The sequence below is a fragment of the Mesorhizobium calcicola genome, assembly GCF_042682105.1.
In the GTDB taxonomy this organism is placed as follows: domain Bacteria; phylum Pseudomonadota; class Alphaproteobacteria; order Rhizobiales; family Rhizobiaceae; genus Mesorhizobium; species Mesorhizobium calcicola.
On record NZ_JBHUGY010000014.1, the window covers coordinates 58,640 to 72,475 of the forward strand.

Sequence of the window (13,836 nt, forward strand, 5' to 3'; positions counted from 1 at the left end):
TCAGCCGCGCCCCGCGACAAAGGCGGCGGCGCGGGCGACATGCGAATCGCGGTGCGTTCTGGCCGCCAGCGCCAGCCATTCGCGCGCGATGGCGTCGGCCGTCTCAGGCCGGTTCAGCTTCAGATTGACTTCCACCTGGCTCGCCAGGATTTCCACTTGCAAACCGGCATAGCTGTCGGTGTCGCGCATGCAGCGCCGGCGCGCGTCGCCCAACCACTCCATGGCCGGCCCGAACGCCTCTTCCGCAGCATAGGTCAACGCCAGCGCGCGGGCCACGGCCCCTTCCCAGCAGGGATCGTTCATCTGGCAGCTCAGCGCAAAGGCTTCCTCCAGCCGGGGACGCAAATCATCGGGGCGCGCTTGCTGGCGGGTGCGGGATTCGCTGAGCACCGCCACCGGCCAGGGCCGGAACGACATCCAGCGTTGTTCTTCGACCAGCGCCAGGCAGTCCGCCAGCCAGAGGTCGGCTTCCTCCAACCGATCGGCGGCGAGCAGCCCCCAGCCGCCAAGCCCCAGCGACCAGATCTCGCGGCGGCGGTTGCCGGCCGAGCGCGCATGCTCCAGTGACAGCGCGTAGTGATCGAGCCCTTCACCGACCCGGCCCCAGTCGACCAGATTGAAACCGATGACGCCATGGATGCCGGCCAAGTTGTCGTCCCCGCCGGCCAGTTCCAGCGCCTGCGCGAGATAGGTCGCGGCCGACGGACGCCGCCCGGCCAGCGCCTCGACATACCCGAGTTCGCGAAAGCCCGCCGAAGCGATGGCTGCGTTGCCCCCCTGACGCGCCAGTTCCGTGCTCTGGCGCAGCAGCACCGAGCCTTCGTCGTCATAACCCTTGACCGAATGCACAAGCGCTGCGCCAAGCTCGAACATGGCGCGCGCCGTCAGATGCGCATCCTTGTGCTTTTCGGCGTCACGCACGGCGCGGCGCAGGCAGTCGATGCCGGCATCCACGGCACCCGCCGAGAGCGCGGCAAGCCCCGACTGCATCAGCGAGGCGACGAAGGCCTGGCGTGAGATGCCGCTGGGCGAAGACGAGATGGTGCGCCGCGCCGCACTGCGCAACGCGGCGGACGGCTTTTCGCCAAGCTCGGCCACGAACACAGCCTCGGTCGCCTCGACCTGTTCGAGCGCCGCCTGGTAGCGGCCGGCCAGCGCCAGGCTCTTCACCAGCAAGATGTGCGCGCTTTCGTCATAGGGGCTGCGCCGTACGCCAAGTTCGGCCAGCCGGATGGCGCGGCCATGATCCTCGACCGACATGGCGCGGATGGTTTCCTGCCGAATCCGGGCTTCGACGATGCCGGCGATGCGCTCGCGCTCGACCAGCAGCCAGGTGGCGAATTCCGGACTGCAGCGCGGCTCCAGCGTGCCGAGCAGCGGGCCGGCGGCCTCGATGTCGAAATCGTCGCGGTCGAGCCGCAGCACGTCGATGTCCAAATCGTCGGCAAAGCGGCCCTCGATCGGGTCACCGTTCAGACAGTCGGCGGTGTTGAGCGCCTTGCGCAGTGAGGCCAGGCACCAACGCAGCGAACCCAGCGGATCGACGGTTTCGGGAAACAGCTCCGCCGCAAGTGCGCGCCGGTCGAGCGGCGCACGCGCCAGAAGCACGCGGGCCAGCAGCGCCCAGGCCTGATGACCACGCACCGGTTGGCTCCGCCCATTCGCATCGAGAATGGCCGGTTCGCCAAGAAGCCTGATCGCAGCGCCCAATTTTTCCACCATGTGCCTGCCCCTCGCAAATGGCATGCGCCACCACCGTGAGACGAAGCGTGTGACTGTTCTCGCGCCGTTTCCTTGGCGGGCAGCACAGCGGGTCGAACGTCGATCGGTTTTATCGGGCCGTCAACCTACAACGGAGACCGACAATGCCAACTTTCATCATCGAACGCGAGATCGCCGGCGCCGATAGGCTGAGTGCCAACGAGCTCAAGGAAATCTCTGCCAGGTCCAATCAGGTCGTGGCCGGCCTCGGCGTGCCCTACAAATGGCTCACCTCCTATGTCGCCGGCGACAAGATCTACTGCGTGCATGAGGCCGAAAGCGCCGAGATCGTCGAGCGGCATGCCCGCGAGGGCGGCTTTCCCGCCAACAAGGTGACGGAGGTCGCCGCCTTCATCGGCCCGCAGACCGCAGGCGCCTGACGTCTCGTCACGGTTTGCCGGCGCGACGCCGGCAAACCCTTGGCGCTGAAATTCCGAGGAAACCATGACCGAAATTGAAAGCGTCCCGAGGAGCGCCCGACAATGGCGCTTGCCCTCGACCCTGCTGGCACGCCTGCTGCGCCGCTGGCGCCACCATTGCGACCGGGGCCATCTGGAGGCGATGCCGGATTTCATGCTCAAGGACGTCGGCATCAGCCGGTGCGAAATCGACTGTGTCGCGACGCATGGCGAGACCGCGCGGTAGACGACGCATCACGCGAGGCGTTGGCGGTGATGCAAAGGCCGCCAATCAATCCCCGTCGTCGGCAGGCTTGGCCTTGCCGCACTGCGCCAGCACCTTGCCGATGGCCGCGCTCGAACCCTTCAGCGGAAAACCGGTCTGGCCGTATTTGGCGGTGCTGACCTCCAGATCGCCTTTCCCACGCAGCAGGTCGAGCAACGGATCGGCTTTGGCAAGGTTCACCACGAAGTAGTTGTACATGGCTTCGAGCTGCAGCGTCTTGGTCACCGTCTTGCCGCCGGCCTTGAAATCGAAGGCGCCGCTGATGCCGGGCTCCAGCTGCTGGCCGGCGGCACCCAGGTCGTAGCTCAGCACCGGCGTGTCGAAACAGACAAGCATCAGATGCGCATCGCCTTTCGGGCCGCCGCAGACCGAAGCGGTCAGCACGCTGCCGCCCTCGTCCTCCTCCATCTTGGCGCTCCAGCCGCTGCACGACGCGGCAAACGCCGGCTGCGCGGCCTGCAGGACCGCCACCGCGCCCACGACGATGAGATATCGCATGACTTCCCCCTCCGACATTGCCGCCGCGCCCGTCGGCATCCTATAGGAAAAGCGGTTCCGGTGGCATCGCCTGTCGCGGCACCAGTGCTGATTTTCGCGGAGAGCGGTGTTGAGAGCCTGTGTTCGTCTGTGTCTGTTGCTCGCCGCCCTGATGGCCTTGCCACTGGCCGCCCATGCCGACTGGAAGCCGGTCGAGAAGGTCGAGACCTACGCCATATCAGGCCAGTCCGGGCCGGAGCTCTACCGCTCGATCGGCGACAACGGGCCGAAGCTCGGCGTTGCCCGCGCCATCGCCCACACCAATTTCAAGCTGACCTGGACCAGGGACTATCAGGCACGCGCCGGAGCCTGCGTGCTGGCGACGGCACGGCCGAAGCTCATCATCACCTATACCTTGCCAAGTCCCTCCGCACCGCTGCCGCCAGCCATACAGAAGAACTGGGAGGTTTTTATCGCCGGCGTCAGCGCGCATGAGAAGGTGCACGGCGCTGACATCATCGACATGGTGCGCAAGATCGAGGCGGCGACCGTCGGCCTCAGCGTCGCCGACGATCCCAAATGCAGCAAGATCCGCACCGAGATGACGAAGCGCCTGTCCGAACTGTCACAGGCGCAGCGGCAGGCGAGCCGCGATTTCGACCGCGTCGAACTCGGCCAGGGCGGCAATCTGCAAAAACTCATCCTTGCCCTGGTGAATGGCGGCTGAGGCTAGCCTCCGAAACCAGACCGTCGAGAAGCGCAATACCTTCCGGCCAGTCGCCCAGACCACTGTCGGCATTGATGTGGCCGGCCGGCCCTATGACGGCCATGCGGCCGCCCCATTGCGTCGCCCTCGCCTCGGCATAGTCCGGCGCGCCATATGGATCGTTGGTGCTGGCCACCACCAGCGAGGCAAAGCGCAGCCGGCCTTGCGGAATATTGGCGAAAGCCATGCCATAGCCAGGGAAGACGGCCGCCGTCGGATCGGGAACGCCGACCAGCAAGGCCGCCTCGACCGGGCGCCGCGAGATTTTCTGCCAGTGCGCGATCAGCAGGCAGGACAAGCTGTGCGCGACCAGCACCGGCGGCTCCGGCGCGTCGATCACGGCGGCTTCCAGCGCCGCCAGCCAGTCGGTGAAATCGGGCAGGTCCCAGCTTGACGGCTGGAACCGCCGCATTGCCGGATTGGGGCTTTCCCAGCGCGATTGCCAGTGCGCCGGACCCGAACCGCCGCTGCCGGGCAGGATGATGAAATGCGTCATGTCGCCTTGCTCCTATCTATTGAAGGAGCATGGTGGCGTCTTGCCACGATCCCGAGAATGGGAAATCATCGGAAAAGTCGCGGCATTTCCGATGGATTCAAAGTATCTATGAAAAACAGCGATGAGCGCGCGCCGCTCGACCCGACCGACATCGCCATTGTCGAAGCCATGCAGGAGAACGGCCGCATCGGCATGTCCGAGCTTGGCCGCCGGGTCGGCCTGTCGCAGCCGGCGACCTCCGAGCGGGTGAAACGGCTGGAGGAACGCGGCGTCATTGCCGGCTACACCGCGGTGATCGATCCGGCCGCACTTGGCCTCGGCATGATGGCGATCATCCGGGTGCGCACCACGCATGAGCACATCCGGCCCTGCCTGAAGCAGTTCGCCGAGATGCCGCAGATCACCGAGGTGCACCGGCTGACCGGCGAGGACTGCTTCATCTTGAAAGTTGTCGTCCCCTCGCCGGCGCAGCTTGAAACCATCGTCGACGCGGTGGCCCGTCACGGCGCGGTCACCACGGCGCTGGTGCTGCGCAGCGAGACGCCGAAGCCGATCGGCCGCGACCTGATCCGCAGATCAGGCGGCTAGAGCCGGATGATTTCAGGTCGAATCGACCTGAAATCTGAATCCGCCTCTAACTCAAAGAGATAGAGCATGATGTCGTCCGAAAACCGCTTCACACTTTTCGGCATCATGCTCTAGACCAAAGGGCCTCGCCGCACTGAGGTTCTGCCAGACCCTGCCCTACCGGCTCAAATCAAGCGCCGCGCTCAGGTCGCCCATCGGCGGCTGGTCGTTGTTGCGCAGCGCCTTGTCGCGGGCGACGATGCCGGACAGCACCGGCAGATCGTAGCGCGCGGTGATGAAGCGCAGGATCGACGTCGTGTCGTATTGTGTGTGGTCGACCGTGCCCATCTTCGCATAGGGCGAGATGATGAGGGCCGGGACGCGGTTGCCCGGCCCCCAGCGATCGGCCTTCGGCGGTGCGACATGGTCCCAGAAGCCGCCATTCTCGTCATAGGCGACGACCACCAGCATGTGGCTCCATTGCGGGCTTTGCTCCAGATGCGAGACGAGGTCGGCGAGATGCTGGTCGCCGCTCGCCACATCGGCATAGCCGCCATGCTCGTTGAGGTTGCCTTGCGGCTTGTAGAAACTCACCGCCGGCAGCTTGCCGCCGTCGATCGCCTTGATGAATTCCGCGCCGTCGAGGCCGCCGTCCCTGAGGTGTTCGGCCCGCGCGGCGGTGCCGGGCGCGTAAGCCGCGAAATAGTTGAACGGCTGGTGGTGGAACTGGAAGTTCGGCACCGGCGTCGCGTTCTTGCCGTCGAGCGTTGCCTGCCAGGCGCCGGAATACCAGGCCCAGTCGACGCCTTTCAGCGACAGCAGGTCGCCGATGGTGATGTCGTGCTGTGGCGGCAGCGTCGTCGGCTGCGCCGGGTCGGCCAGCGCCTTGTCGCCGCCTTCGGCCGGCTTGTTGGCGCTCGGCTGATAGGGCGGCTGCATGGTGTTGACGGCATGGAAATCGGGCGTGATGGCGCCGTCATTGACGAATTTCGGCGCGCCGCCGAGGGCCGAGGCCGGCGAATTGTCGGCGACCTTCAGCATCGTGCCATCGGCCTCGACCACGGCGATCTGTCCCTTGACCGGGCTGGTGTCGGCGTGGGGATAGACCGGCACGCAGGCGCAGGCGAGCTGGAAATGGTTGAGGAACGAGCCGCCGAACGCGCCCTGGAAGAAATTGTCGGCCAAAACGTATTTCTTCGCCACCGCCCACATCGGCAGCACCGAGCCGTCATAATGGCCCATCACCAGGCCGCCGGAATCGGCCCAGGCGACGAACTTGTCGTTCTTCCCGCCATCGATCTGCATCTGCTCCTGATAGAAACGGTGCCAGAGGTCGCGCGTGATGACGGAGGTATTCTCGTTGAAACCTTTGGCGTCGTCGATGGCGAAGCTGGCATTGGCCAGATGCGCCGACTGCGCCTCGGTCACCGGCGGCGTCACGCCCTTGCCGGTCAGCCCGCCCCAGGCCGGCGGCAGTTCGGCCAGCGGCTTGCCGTCGCGGTCGAGCTGGCGCGCCTGATCGGCCGAGACGCTGGCCAACCCATTGGCGCCGGGAAAGCCGCCATAGAGATTATCGAAGCTGCGGTTCTCGGCATAGATGACGACGACGGTGTCGATCTTGTCGTAGCCAGGAGGAGCTGCCTGCGCGGCAGTGGCGACCGATGCCAGCGCCGTACTGGCGAGGCAGAGCGAGAGAAAAGGCCTGATCATGGAAGATGCCTCGTGGCTGGGGATGGCTGGAGGAACTTCAGCACGCTAGGACTGGCGCTTGTCAGCTTTGTGACAGAAACCGTTCTGTGCAACGTCACTGAAATCAGCTGATACGCCGGCGGGGCAGCACCCCCCTCTGTCCTACCGGACATCGCCCTCGCAAGGGGGAGATTGGCAGCTTCTGCGACCGCGCCTTCAAACTTTGGTGATTGGCGAAAGCCGAGGCGACATCCGATCCCCCCTTGCGGGGGAGATGTCCGGCAGGACAGAGGGGGGTGGGAAGGATCGCTGCCCATCCACCATGGAGCGGTCGGATGCACGGTCATCAATCCGTAGCAATGCCAGTACGAGATTGGCGGACCGGAAAAACGGAACCGGACGGCATGACAGCGCGACAATGGAAAAGGCGATCCATCGCAGTGGCAGCATTGCTCGGTCTCGTCACGATCCTGCCCGGCAACTCAGTCAGCGCCGGAAGCGGCAGCGTCCATCCCGGGCCGATGTCGCGCGCGGATGCCTTCGCGCGGGCGCAGGCGCTGACAGCGCTTGGCCGAAAAATGTTCTTCGACCCCTCGCTGTCGGCTTCAGGCAGACAATCCTGCTCGTCCTGCCATGACCCGCGCCATGCCTTCGGCCCCGCCTCGGCCTCACCAGTCGAGATGGGCGGGCCGCATCTCGACCAGCCCGGACTGCACGCCGTGCCGTCGCTGCGTTACCTCCAGGCGGTGCCCGCCTTCACCGAGCATTTCTACGATTCCGAGGATGAAGGCGACGAGAGCGTCGACAACGGCCCGACCGGCGGCCTGACCTGGGACGGCCGCGCCGACTGCGGCCGCGACCAGGCCAGGATCCCGCTGCTGTCGCCGTTCGAGATGGCCAACAAGGATGCCGCCACCGTCACCGCCGGATTGCGCATGGCGGCGTATGCCGATGAATTCAAGGCGGCCTTCGGCGACACCGTGTTCGACCACCCGGATGATGCCTTTGATGCCGCCGCGGAGGCGCTCGGCACCTTCGAGCAGAGCGCCGCCGACTTCTATCCCTATACCAGCCGCTACGACGCCTTCCTCGCCGGCAGGGCGACGCTGTCGGCGCGGGAATTGCGCGGCCGCGCGCTGTTCGAGGACGAGACCAAGGGCAATTGCGCCAGCTGTCATCTGAGCGAACCCGCCAATGACGGCGAGCCGCCGCAATTCACCGATTTCGGCCTGATCGCCATCGCCGTGCCGCGCAATCCGGCGATCCCGGCCAACGCCGACCCCGCCTATTTCGATCTCGGCCTGTGCGGGCCGCTCAGGACCGACTTCCATGGCCGGGCGCAGTATTGCGGTCTGTTTCGCACGCCGACGCTGCGCAACGTCGCGCTGCGAAAGAGCTTCTTCCACAATGGCACCTTCCACACGCTGCGCGACGCGGTTGCCTTCTACGCCAGCCGTGACGGCGATCCCGGCCACTGGTATCCCAAAAACGCCGACGGCACGATCCGGCAAAATGACGATCTGCCAAAGGCTTACTGGGCCAACCTCAACCAGGGCCCGCCCTTCGGCAAGAAGCCCGGCGACAGGCCGGCGCTGACCGACCCCGAGATCGACGACATCGTCGCCTTCCTGCAAACGCTGACCGACGCGGATCAGCAGTGACCAGCGCCTTCCCTTATCCCCTGTGGGAGAAGGGAAGTCTTGCTCTCACTGCGTGTCCGCGTGTGCCCTCAGTTCCGCCCGCTTCTCGTCCGACACCACGGCGAGGTCGAGCACCTTCTGCAGGCCGGCGGCGTGGCGGAAGCTGGGCTCGCTCTGCACGCCGCTGGTGACGGCGTCGACGAAACGCTGGTAGTTGGTCGCCACCGTGCCGGCGTCGAGCTCTTCCCATTTGGCGTTCTCGACATTCTCGCCGACGCAGGCCTTGAGCGCCGAGCCGTCCAGATTGTGCACCACCTCGATGCCGCCCTTGTCGCCATAGATGCGCAGGCGCAGCTCGTTGAGATGACCAGTCGCCCAGCGGCTGGCATGTACGACGCCGAAGGCGCCATTGGAAAAATCCAGCGTCATGGCGAAGCTGTCATTGGCGTCGAGCCCGTATTCGCCGATGCGGTTGCCGGGCGCCTTGTCGAAGGCGCGCAGCCGGCAGAAGACATGGTCGATGTCGAGAGCGGCCCCGTAGCTGGCGAAATCGAGGATGTGGATGCCGACATCGCCGAGCACGCCGTTCGAGCCGTGGCCGCGCGACAGGCGCCAGAGCCATTTCGGATCGGTGCGCCAATCGCCCCAGAATTTCGACACCAGCCAGCTTTGCAGATAGGACGCCTCGACATGCCTGACCGTGCCGATTTCGCCCGCTTGCACCATCTGGCGGGCCTTCTGCAGCGCAGCGACATTGCGATAGGTGAGGTTCACCATGTTGACGATGCCGGCGGCTTCGGCGGCGTCGGCCATCTCGGTGGCCTTGCCGAAGTTCTCGGCCAGCGGCTTCTCGCACAGCACCGGCTTGCCGGCGGCGATCAGCGCCATGGTGGTCGGGTGATGGATGCGGTCCGGCGTGACATTGGCCACCGCGTCGAAGCCGCCCCAAGTCAGCGCATCCTCCAGCGAGGTAAAGCGGTTGGGAATGTTGAAGCCGTCGGCGAATTCACCGACACGCGCCGCATCGACATCGACGGCGCCGACGATGTCGACACCTTCGATGGCGCTGAACCGCCTTGCATGTTCCAGCGCCATCCAGCCGGTGCCGAGTATCAAAAGCCGCATTTTTGCTCCTTGGGGTGAGATGTCAGAATCCGTTGTCTTAGAATGCTGCCAGATCGCCTCAGCGGCGAACCCATGAAGCGGCAGCCTGGTTCGTCGCCGCCTCAAATCGCGCGGATAATGCCGCCGTCGACACGGATGTTCTGGCCGGTGATGTAGCCGGCGCCTTCGGATGCCAGGAAGGCGATGGTCGCGGCGATCTCCTCCGAGGTGCCGTAGCGCTGCATCGGCACGCTGTCGCGGCGCTCCTCGGTAGGGGCAATGCTGTCGATCCAGCCGGGCAAAACGTTGTTCATGCGCACATTGTCGGCAGCATAGGTGTTGGCGAAGATCTTGGTGTAGGCGGCAAGCCCGGCGCGGAACACCGCCGAGGTCGGGAACATCGGGCTTGGCTCGACCACCCAGGCGGTCGAGATGTTGATGATGGCGCCGGCCTTCTGCTTGACCATCTGCGGTGCCACGATGCGCACCGGCCGGATGACGTTCAGCAGATAGACATCCATGCCGGTGTGCCACTGCTCGTCCGTGATCTCGAGGATCGGCGCGCGCGGCCCGTGGCCGCCGCTGTTGACCAGCACGTCGATGCGGCCAAAGCGCTCCAGCGTCAGGTCGACGAGGCGCTGCAGATCGTCGTTCGACTGGTTGGAGCCGGTGACGCCGAGCCCGCCAAGCTCCTTGGCGAGCGCCTCGCCCTTGCCCGAGGAGGACAGGATGGCAACCTTGAAGCCATCCGCCGCCAGGCGCTTCGCCGCCGCCGCCCCCATGCCGCTGCCGCCAGCCACGACGACAGCTGTTTTTTCTGAACTCATCTGATTTTCCTTCTTGGGTTGGCGGGCGGGCCTTGGCAGTTGGCGGTGTATAGCCGGTTTCGTCGGCCAGTTCGAACCAGAAAGCCTGAACCAGCATGCAGAAAAACGCGAGCATGTCGCTGGGAGTTCAGACAGGCAACAGGGCGTCGGGCTTCACATTGGCGATCGAGGCGTAGGTGTGCGTTTCCCGGACGCCGGGCAGCGGCAGGATGACCCGCTGCAGGAAATCCTGGAATACCGCCATGTCGGCGATGCGCGCCTTGACCAGATAGTCGAAACCGCCGACCACCATGTGGCACTCGATGATCTCGGGCGCCCGCAACACCGCCTCGGCAAAGCGGTCGAAGACATGCGGCGCCGTGTGGTCGAGCCGCACCTCGATGAAGACGAGCTGCGCCTGCCCGATCCTGGCGGGGTCGAGAACGGCTCGCACCGCGCGGATGAAGCCTTCGGCGAACAGCCGCTTGACGCGCTGCGCCGCTCCGGTCGGCGACAACCCGACCCGCCGCGCCAGGTCGAGCGTCGTGCGGCGGCCATCCTCCTGCAACAAGCGCAGCAGCGAGCGGTCGATACGGTCGAGATCGTCCATTTCAGGATTCACACATTTTAGCCAAGACAAGCGTGATAACCACGCAAAAATCGCAAAAACAGCATATTTCATCACGCCACCGGATCGCAATACCGTTGCCGTGCACTCCAGCCGACAACGAAAGCGGACCCCATGACGACAGCCCTATCGATCTCCCGCAGCGCCCAGGCCAAGGGCGATACACCAGTGCTCTTCCTGAGCGAAGCCGAGGTGAAGACCTGCATCGACCTTCGCCAGCTTCTCGAGGCGCTGGCCGGCGGCTTCAAGGCGCTAGCCGGCGGCAAGGTCGTCAATCCGGCGCGGCCGCAGCTCGACATCCCCGATGCAGGCTATTCGCTGGCGATGCCGGCCTGGATGGCGGGCATGCATCTGACGGTGAAGATCGTCAACGTCTTCGAAGGCAACATAGCCCGGGCCATCCCCAGCCATCTCGCCACCATCCATCTCTTCGACCCGGAAACGGGCATGCCGGTCTGCGTCATGGACGGTACCTATATCACCGCCGTGCGCACCTCCGGCTCGGCCGTGCTCTCGGTGCGCGAACTCGCCCGGCGCGACGCCAAGGTCGCGACGGTGGTCGGCGCCGGCGTGCAGGCCGGCCAGCACCTCAACCTTCTGCCGCTGGTGCGCGACTTCGCCGAGATCCGCGTCGTCTCGAAGGAATTTTCGGATGCGCAGGCGCTTGCAGCGCAGCATCCCGGCGTCGTCGCCGTCAGCGATCTTGAAGCCGCGGCACGCTCGTCGGATGTCGTCTGCCTGGCGACGCATTCCTATGCACCGGTGATCTCGGCCGATTGGGTGCGGCCCGGCACCCACGTCTCGTCGGTGGGCGTCGCACCGCCCGGTGGCGAACTGCCAGTCGACCTCATCAGGCAGGCAAGCCTGTTCGTCGAGACAAGCGAAGCCTTCGCCCCGACCCCGGTCGGCTCCTGCGAGCTCGCCGGTCTCGATCCGCAAACCGGAACTGAACTCGGCGAAATGCTGCTCGGGCTGCGGCCGGGTCGCGCCAGCGCCGACCAGATAACCGTCTACAAGGCCATGGGCGTTGCCATGGAAGACATGGTGGCGGCCGACCTCGCCTATCGCGAAGCGGTTCGGCGGGGATTGGGGCGGGCTGTTGCGTTGTAGCGGGCTGGCCGGGCTCATCGTTTAAGTCGGCGCTGCCCGGACGAAGGGCATTGGAAACGATAGTCTGCTCGAGAACCGGGGCGGACATTCGGGTCCGTGAGCAGCGCGGAAAGCCTTCGTTTGCAGGCCGGCTGACTATCAATGCGGCTTGGGCAAGCCGGGCAGCATCTGGCTCAACACCCGATCGCGAAGGAAGACGTGATGGAAGATGGCCGCGGCGGCATGCAGGCCGGCGAGCCAGAGGATGATATCGCCAAGCGTGCCGTGGATGTCCGCCAGCGATGCGCCAGCGCCCCACGGGTCGAAAAACGGACCGATGGCGCCGACACCGTAGACCGTCACCGGATGGCCGCCGAACCATGCGCCGAGCATGGCGGTCGCCGGAACCGCGAACAGCAGCGCATAGAGCGCCCAGTGCGTCACCTTCGCGGCGACGTCCATCCATGCGGGCATGGGCGGTGCATCCGGAACGCGGTCGAACAGGCGCCAGATCAGGCGAGCGACCAGCAGCCAGAAAACGGTGAAACCGAGCGACTCGTGAAGCAACAGGGTTGAGGCGCGGGCCTCGGAATAGACCCGCGCCGGCGGGCCACCTTCGGAGACCAGGAAGGCGATGAGCACAAGCAGTGCCGTCAGCCAGTGAAATGCCTGGCCAAGGCTTCCGTAGCGGGTTGTCGTACCGGACAGCGACATGCAAAAGCTCCGTTGGACACAATCCCGGCGAATTGCCTGAACGGGCCCTTGTTTCAGTTGTCCTCAAGTGAACATCCGAGTTTGCCGTTCGTGTGGCGGCGACCTCGCGATGGCGAAGGGGGCCGCGCGGGCGACGGCAAATGCCGCGCCGGCGACGGCAAATGCCGCGCCGAGGTGGAACGCTCCGCCGGGATGTGAGACGCTGTCCGCCAAGCCTGGCCGGGAGATGTAACGATGAAACCCACACTGCCGCTGCTGCTCAGCCTCAATGGCGGTTATGTCGACACGGCCGGGTTCCTGGCCCTGCAGGGCCTGTTCACCGCGCATGTGACGGGAAATTTCGTCACCCTGGGCGCCTCGCTGGTGCTCGGCATCTCGGGTGTGCTGGCAAAGCTCTTGGCGTTGCCGGTGTTCTGCATCGTCGTCATCCTGACCCGGCTGGCCGGCGAGCGCTTGCGCAGGCGGGGACGGCCGGCGCTTGGACCGCTGCTGGCAGCCAAGCTGGCGCTGCTGATTGCCGGTGCTGCGCTGGCGATCCGCTTTGGCCCCTTCGCCAGCGGTGACGGTGCGGCGGCGGTCGTCACCGGCATGGTGCTGGTCGCCGCGATGGCGATCCAGAACGCAGTGCACCGCGTCCATCTCGCGGCAGCGCCACCCTCGACGCTGATGACCGGCACCACCACCCAGATCATGATCGACCTCGGCGATCTCATCGGCGGTGTGAAGCCAGACGCCCGCCCTGCCCTCATAGCCCGCCTGCGGCGCATGTCGTCGGCAGTCGCCGTGTTCGCAACCGGCTGCGCCGCCGCAGCGCTTGGCTTTGCCTTCGCCAATGTCTGGTGCTTCATCGTGCCGCCGGTGATTGCATTCTTCGCCCTGCTGCTGCGGCTTTCGGAGCCGGACGGGGAAACCAGCTAGCCCCCTTCATCCGTCCAGATCAGGCGCAGCAGGCGCAGCAGCGTCGCCCGCTCCTTTTTCGTCAGCCGCTGCAGGAACCGGTCCTCGTGCCGGCGAACCTGTTGCCGCCATCCGGGCATCGCCTCCCTGGCGGCCGGCGTCAGGGTGAGCACCTGCACGCGTTTGTCCTCGGCATGATCGTCGCGTTCGACCAGCCCGCGTTCTTCCAGTTCGGCCAGCAGCGGCGCCATGTTGGCGCTCTTCATGCCGAGCAGGCGGCAGAGCTCGGCGGCGCGGATGCCCGGCTTCTCGGCGATCAGCGCCAGCATGCCGTAGGTGACCGGACGCAGCGCCGCATCGGCCAGTCCGACCGCGAAGTCATTGAGCGCAACGGCCGAGGCGCGCCTGAGGTTGTAGCCGATCTGCGCGTCGAGCGCGTCTTCGGGTGTCGCGCCTGGCGCACTGCTGCTGGTGTGAGCCTCGTCCATGCTGCATACCGATCGCCGTGATCAAGGCCC

Annotated in this window: 16 protein-coding genes; 7 read left to right on the forward strand and 9 right to left on the reverse strand. The window is 65.7% G+C overall.

Translation table 11 applies throughout. The annotated features are described in order from the left end of the window. Complete coding sequence (locus tag ACFSQT_RS07000; protein WP_379017766.1) at positions 1 to 1,722, reverse strand: BTAD domain-containing putative transcriptional regulator; 1,722 nt, start codon at positions 1,720 to 1,722, stop codon at positions 1 to 3. Positions 1,723 to 1,865: 143 nt separating this feature from the next. Between ACFSQT_RS07000 and ACFSQT_RS07005 the strand changes: the two genes are divergently transcribed. Together ACFSQT_RS07005 and ACFSQT_RS07010 are read left to right on the forward strand one after the other, a co-directional pair. After that, complete coding sequence (locus ACFSQT_RS07005) at positions 1,866 to 2,141, forward strand: DUF4242 domain-containing protein (protein ID WP_379017768.1); 276 nt, start codon at positions 1,866 to 1,868, stop codon at positions 2,139 to 2,141. Positions 2,142 to 2,205: 64 nt separating this feature from the next. After that, positions 2,206 to 2,406, forward strand: coding sequence for a YjiS-like domain-containing protein (locus tag ACFSQT_RS07010; protein WP_379017770.1), 201 nt, complete (start codon positions 2,206 to 2,208; stop codon positions 2,404 to 2,406). A 45-nt stretch (positions 2,407 to 2,451) separates the two neighbouring features. Here ACFSQT_RS07010 and ACFSQT_RS07015 read toward each other — a convergent pair whose 3' ends face one another. Then, complete coding sequence (locus ACFSQT_RS07015) at positions 2,452 to 2,943, reverse strand: hypothetical protein (protein WP_379017772.1); 492 nt, start codon at positions 2,941 to 2,943, stop codon at positions 2,452 to 2,454. A 109-nt stretch (positions 2,944 to 3,052) separates the two neighbouring features. Between ACFSQT_RS07015 and ACFSQT_RS07020 the strand changes: the two genes are divergently transcribed. Beyond that, complete coding sequence (locus ACFSQT_RS07020; protein ID WP_379017774.1) at positions 3,053 to 3,649, forward strand: DUF922 domain-containing Zn-dependent protease; 597 nt, start codon at positions 3,053 to 3,055, stop codon at positions 3,647 to 3,649. Here ACFSQT_RS07020 and ACFSQT_RS07025 read toward each other — a convergent pair. Continuing rightward, positions 3,621 to 4,184, reverse strand: a complete 564-nt coding sequence (locus ACFSQT_RS07025) for an RBBP9/YdeN family alpha/beta hydrolase (protein ID WP_379017775.1) — start codon at positions 4,182 to 4,184, stop codon at positions 3,621 to 3,623. The two genes, ACFSQT_RS07020 and ACFSQT_RS07025, sit on opposite strands and share 29 nt — an antisense overlap. A gap of 108 nt (positions 4,185 to 4,292) precedes the next feature. Between ACFSQT_RS07025 and ACFSQT_RS07030 the strand changes: the two genes are divergently transcribed. Next, on the forward strand, positions 4,293 to 4,772 hold the full coding sequence (locus tag ACFSQT_RS07030; protein ID WP_379017777.1) for an Lrp/AsnC family transcriptional regulator: 480 nt from the start codon (positions 4,293 to 4,295) through the stop codon (positions 4,770 to 4,772). A gap of 156 nt (positions 4,773 to 4,928) precedes the next feature. Here the strand turns inward: ACFSQT_RS07030 and ACFSQT_RS07035 are convergent, their stop codons facing one another. Continuing rightward, on the reverse strand, positions 4,929 to 6,461 hold the full coding sequence (locus ACFSQT_RS07035; RefSeq protein ID WP_379017779.1) for an acid phosphatase: 1,533 nt from the start codon (positions 6,459 to 6,461) through the stop codon (positions 4,929 to 4,931). A 383-nt stretch (positions 6,462 to 6,844) separates the two neighbouring features. Between ACFSQT_RS07035 and ACFSQT_RS07040 the strand changes: the two genes are divergently transcribed. Further along, the gene (locus tag ACFSQT_RS07040; protein ID WP_379017781.1) at positions 6,845 to 8,101 is read left to right on the forward strand and encodes a cytochrome-c peroxidase; all 1,257 of its coding nucleotides are present in this window, start codon (positions 6,845 to 6,847) and stop codon (positions 8,099 to 8,101) included. A 45-nt stretch (positions 8,102 to 8,146) separates the two neighbouring features. On the opposite strand, the gene ACFSQT_RS07045 is transcribed toward ACFSQT_RS07040, so the two are convergent. The 3 genes from ACFSQT_RS07045 to ACFSQT_RS07055 all read right to left on the reverse strand — a co-directional run bounded on the left by ACFSQT_RS07045 (position 8,147) and on the right by ACFSQT_RS07055 (position 10,600). After that, entirely contained in the window at positions 8,147 to 9,205 is a 1,059-nt protein-coding gene (locus ACFSQT_RS07045; protein WP_379017783.1) for a Gfo/Idh/MocA family protein, read from the reverse strand. 101 nt (positions 9,206 to 9,306) lie between these two features. Continuing rightward, positions 9,307 to 10,011 (reverse strand): SDR family oxidoreductase, encoded by a 705-nt coding sequence (locus tag ACFSQT_RS07050; RefSeq protein WP_379017785.1) that lies wholly within the window; start codon positions 10,009 to 10,011, stop codon positions 9,307 to 9,309. A gap of 127 nt (positions 10,012 to 10,138) precedes the next feature. After that, positions 10,139 to 10,600, reverse strand: a complete 462-nt coding sequence (locus ACFSQT_RS07055) for an Lrp/AsnC ligand binding domain-containing protein (protein WP_379017787.1) — start codon at positions 10,598 to 10,600, stop codon at positions 10,139 to 10,141. Between the two features lie 132 nt (positions 10,601 to 10,732). Between ACFSQT_RS07055 and ACFSQT_RS07060 the strand changes: the two genes are divergently transcribed. Then, positions 10,733 to 11,728, forward strand: coding sequence for an ornithine cyclodeaminase family protein (locus ACFSQT_RS07060; RefSeq protein WP_379017789.1), 996 nt, complete (start codon positions 10,733 to 10,735; stop codon positions 11,726 to 11,728). A 138-nt stretch (positions 11,729 to 11,866) separates the two neighbouring features. On the opposite strand, the gene ACFSQT_RS07065 is transcribed toward ACFSQT_RS07060, so the two are convergent. Next, positions 11,867 to 12,421, reverse strand: coding sequence for a cytochrome b (locus ACFSQT_RS07065; protein ID WP_379017791.1), 555 nt, complete (start codon positions 12,419 to 12,421; stop codon positions 11,867 to 11,869). 234 nt (positions 12,422 to 12,655) lie between these two features. On the opposite strand from ACFSQT_RS07065, the gene ACFSQT_RS07070 reads away from it, so the two are divergent. Then, positions 12,656 to 13,339, forward strand: coding sequence for a YoaK family protein (locus ACFSQT_RS07070; protein WP_379017793.1), 684 nt, complete (start codon positions 12,656 to 12,658; stop codon positions 13,337 to 13,339). On the opposite strand, the gene ACFSQT_RS07075 is transcribed toward ACFSQT_RS07070, so the two are convergent. Further along, a complete protein-coding gene (locus ACFSQT_RS07075; protein ID WP_379017795.1) occupies positions 13,336 to 13,806 on the reverse strand; it encodes a MarR family winged helix-turn-helix transcriptional regulator in 471 nt (156 codons plus the stop codon). The genes ACFSQT_RS07070 and ACFSQT_RS07075 overlap by 4 nt on opposite strands. Positions 13,807 to 13,836 lie beyond the last annotated feature (30 nt).

What these genes read in the sequence shown, in the direction of transcription:
- ACFSQT_RS07000 (WP_379017766.1), bottom strand. Translation starts at nt 1,722, where the DNA reads ATGGTGGAAAAATTGGGCGCTGCGATCAGGCTTCTTGGCGAACCGGCC.
- ACFSQT_RS07005 (WP_379017768.1), top strand. Translation starts at nt 1,866, where the DNA reads ATGCCAACTTTCATCATCGAACGCGAGATCGCCGGCGCCGATAGGCTG.
- ACFSQT_RS07010 (WP_379017770.1), top strand. Translation starts at nt 2,206, where the DNA reads ATGACCGAAATTGAAAGCGTCCCGAGGAGCGCCCGACAATGGCGCTTG.
- ACFSQT_RS07015 (WP_379017772.1), bottom strand. Translation starts at nt 2,943, where the DNA reads ATGCGATATCTCATCGTCGTGGGCGCGGTGGCGGTCCTGCAGGCCGCG.
- ACFSQT_RS07025 (WP_379017775.1), bottom strand. Translation starts at nt 4,184, where the DNA reads ATGACGCATTTCATCATCCTGCCCGGCAGCGGCGGTTCGGGTCCGGCG.
- ACFSQT_RS07030 (WP_379017777.1), top strand. Translation starts at nt 4,293, where the DNA reads ATGAAAAACAGCGATGAGCGCGCGCCGCTCGACCCGACCGACATCGCC.
- ACFSQT_RS07035 (WP_379017779.1), bottom strand. Translation starts at nt 6,461, where the DNA reads ATGATCAGGCCTTTTCTCTCGCTCTGCCTCGCCAGTACGGCGCTGGCA.
- ACFSQT_RS07040 (WP_379017781.1), top strand. Translation starts at nt 6,845, where the DNA reads ATGACAGCGCGACAATGGAAAAGGCGATCCATCGCAGTGGCAGCATTG.
- ACFSQT_RS07045 (WP_379017783.1), bottom strand. Translation starts at nt 9,205, where the DNA reads ATGCGGCTTTTGATACTCGGCACCGGCTGGATGGCGCTGGAACATGCA.
- ACFSQT_RS07050 (WP_379017785.1), bottom strand. Translation starts at nt 10,011, where the DNA reads ATGAGTTCAGAAAAAACAGCTGTCGTCGTGGCTGGCGGCAGCGGCATG.
- ACFSQT_RS07055 (WP_379017787.1), bottom strand. Translation starts at nt 10,600, where the DNA reads ATGGACGATCTCGACCGTATCGACCGCTCGCTGCTGCGCTTGTTGCAG.
- ACFSQT_RS07060 (WP_379017789.1), top strand. Translation starts at nt 10,733, where the DNA reads ATGACGACAGCCCTATCGATCTCCCGCAGCGCCCAGGCCAAGGGCGAT.
- ACFSQT_RS07065 (WP_379017791.1), bottom strand. Translation starts at nt 12,421, where the DNA reads ATGTCGCTGTCCGGTACGACAACCCGCTACGGAAGCCTTGGCCAGGCA.
- ACFSQT_RS07070 (WP_379017793.1), top strand. Translation starts at nt 12,656, where the DNA reads ATGAAACCCACACTGCCGCTGCTGCTCAGCCTCAATGGCGGTTATGTC.
- ACFSQT_RS07075 (WP_379017795.1), bottom strand. Translation starts at nt 13,806, where the DNA reads ATGGACGAGGCTCACACCAGCAGCAGTGCGCCAGGCGCGACACCCGAA.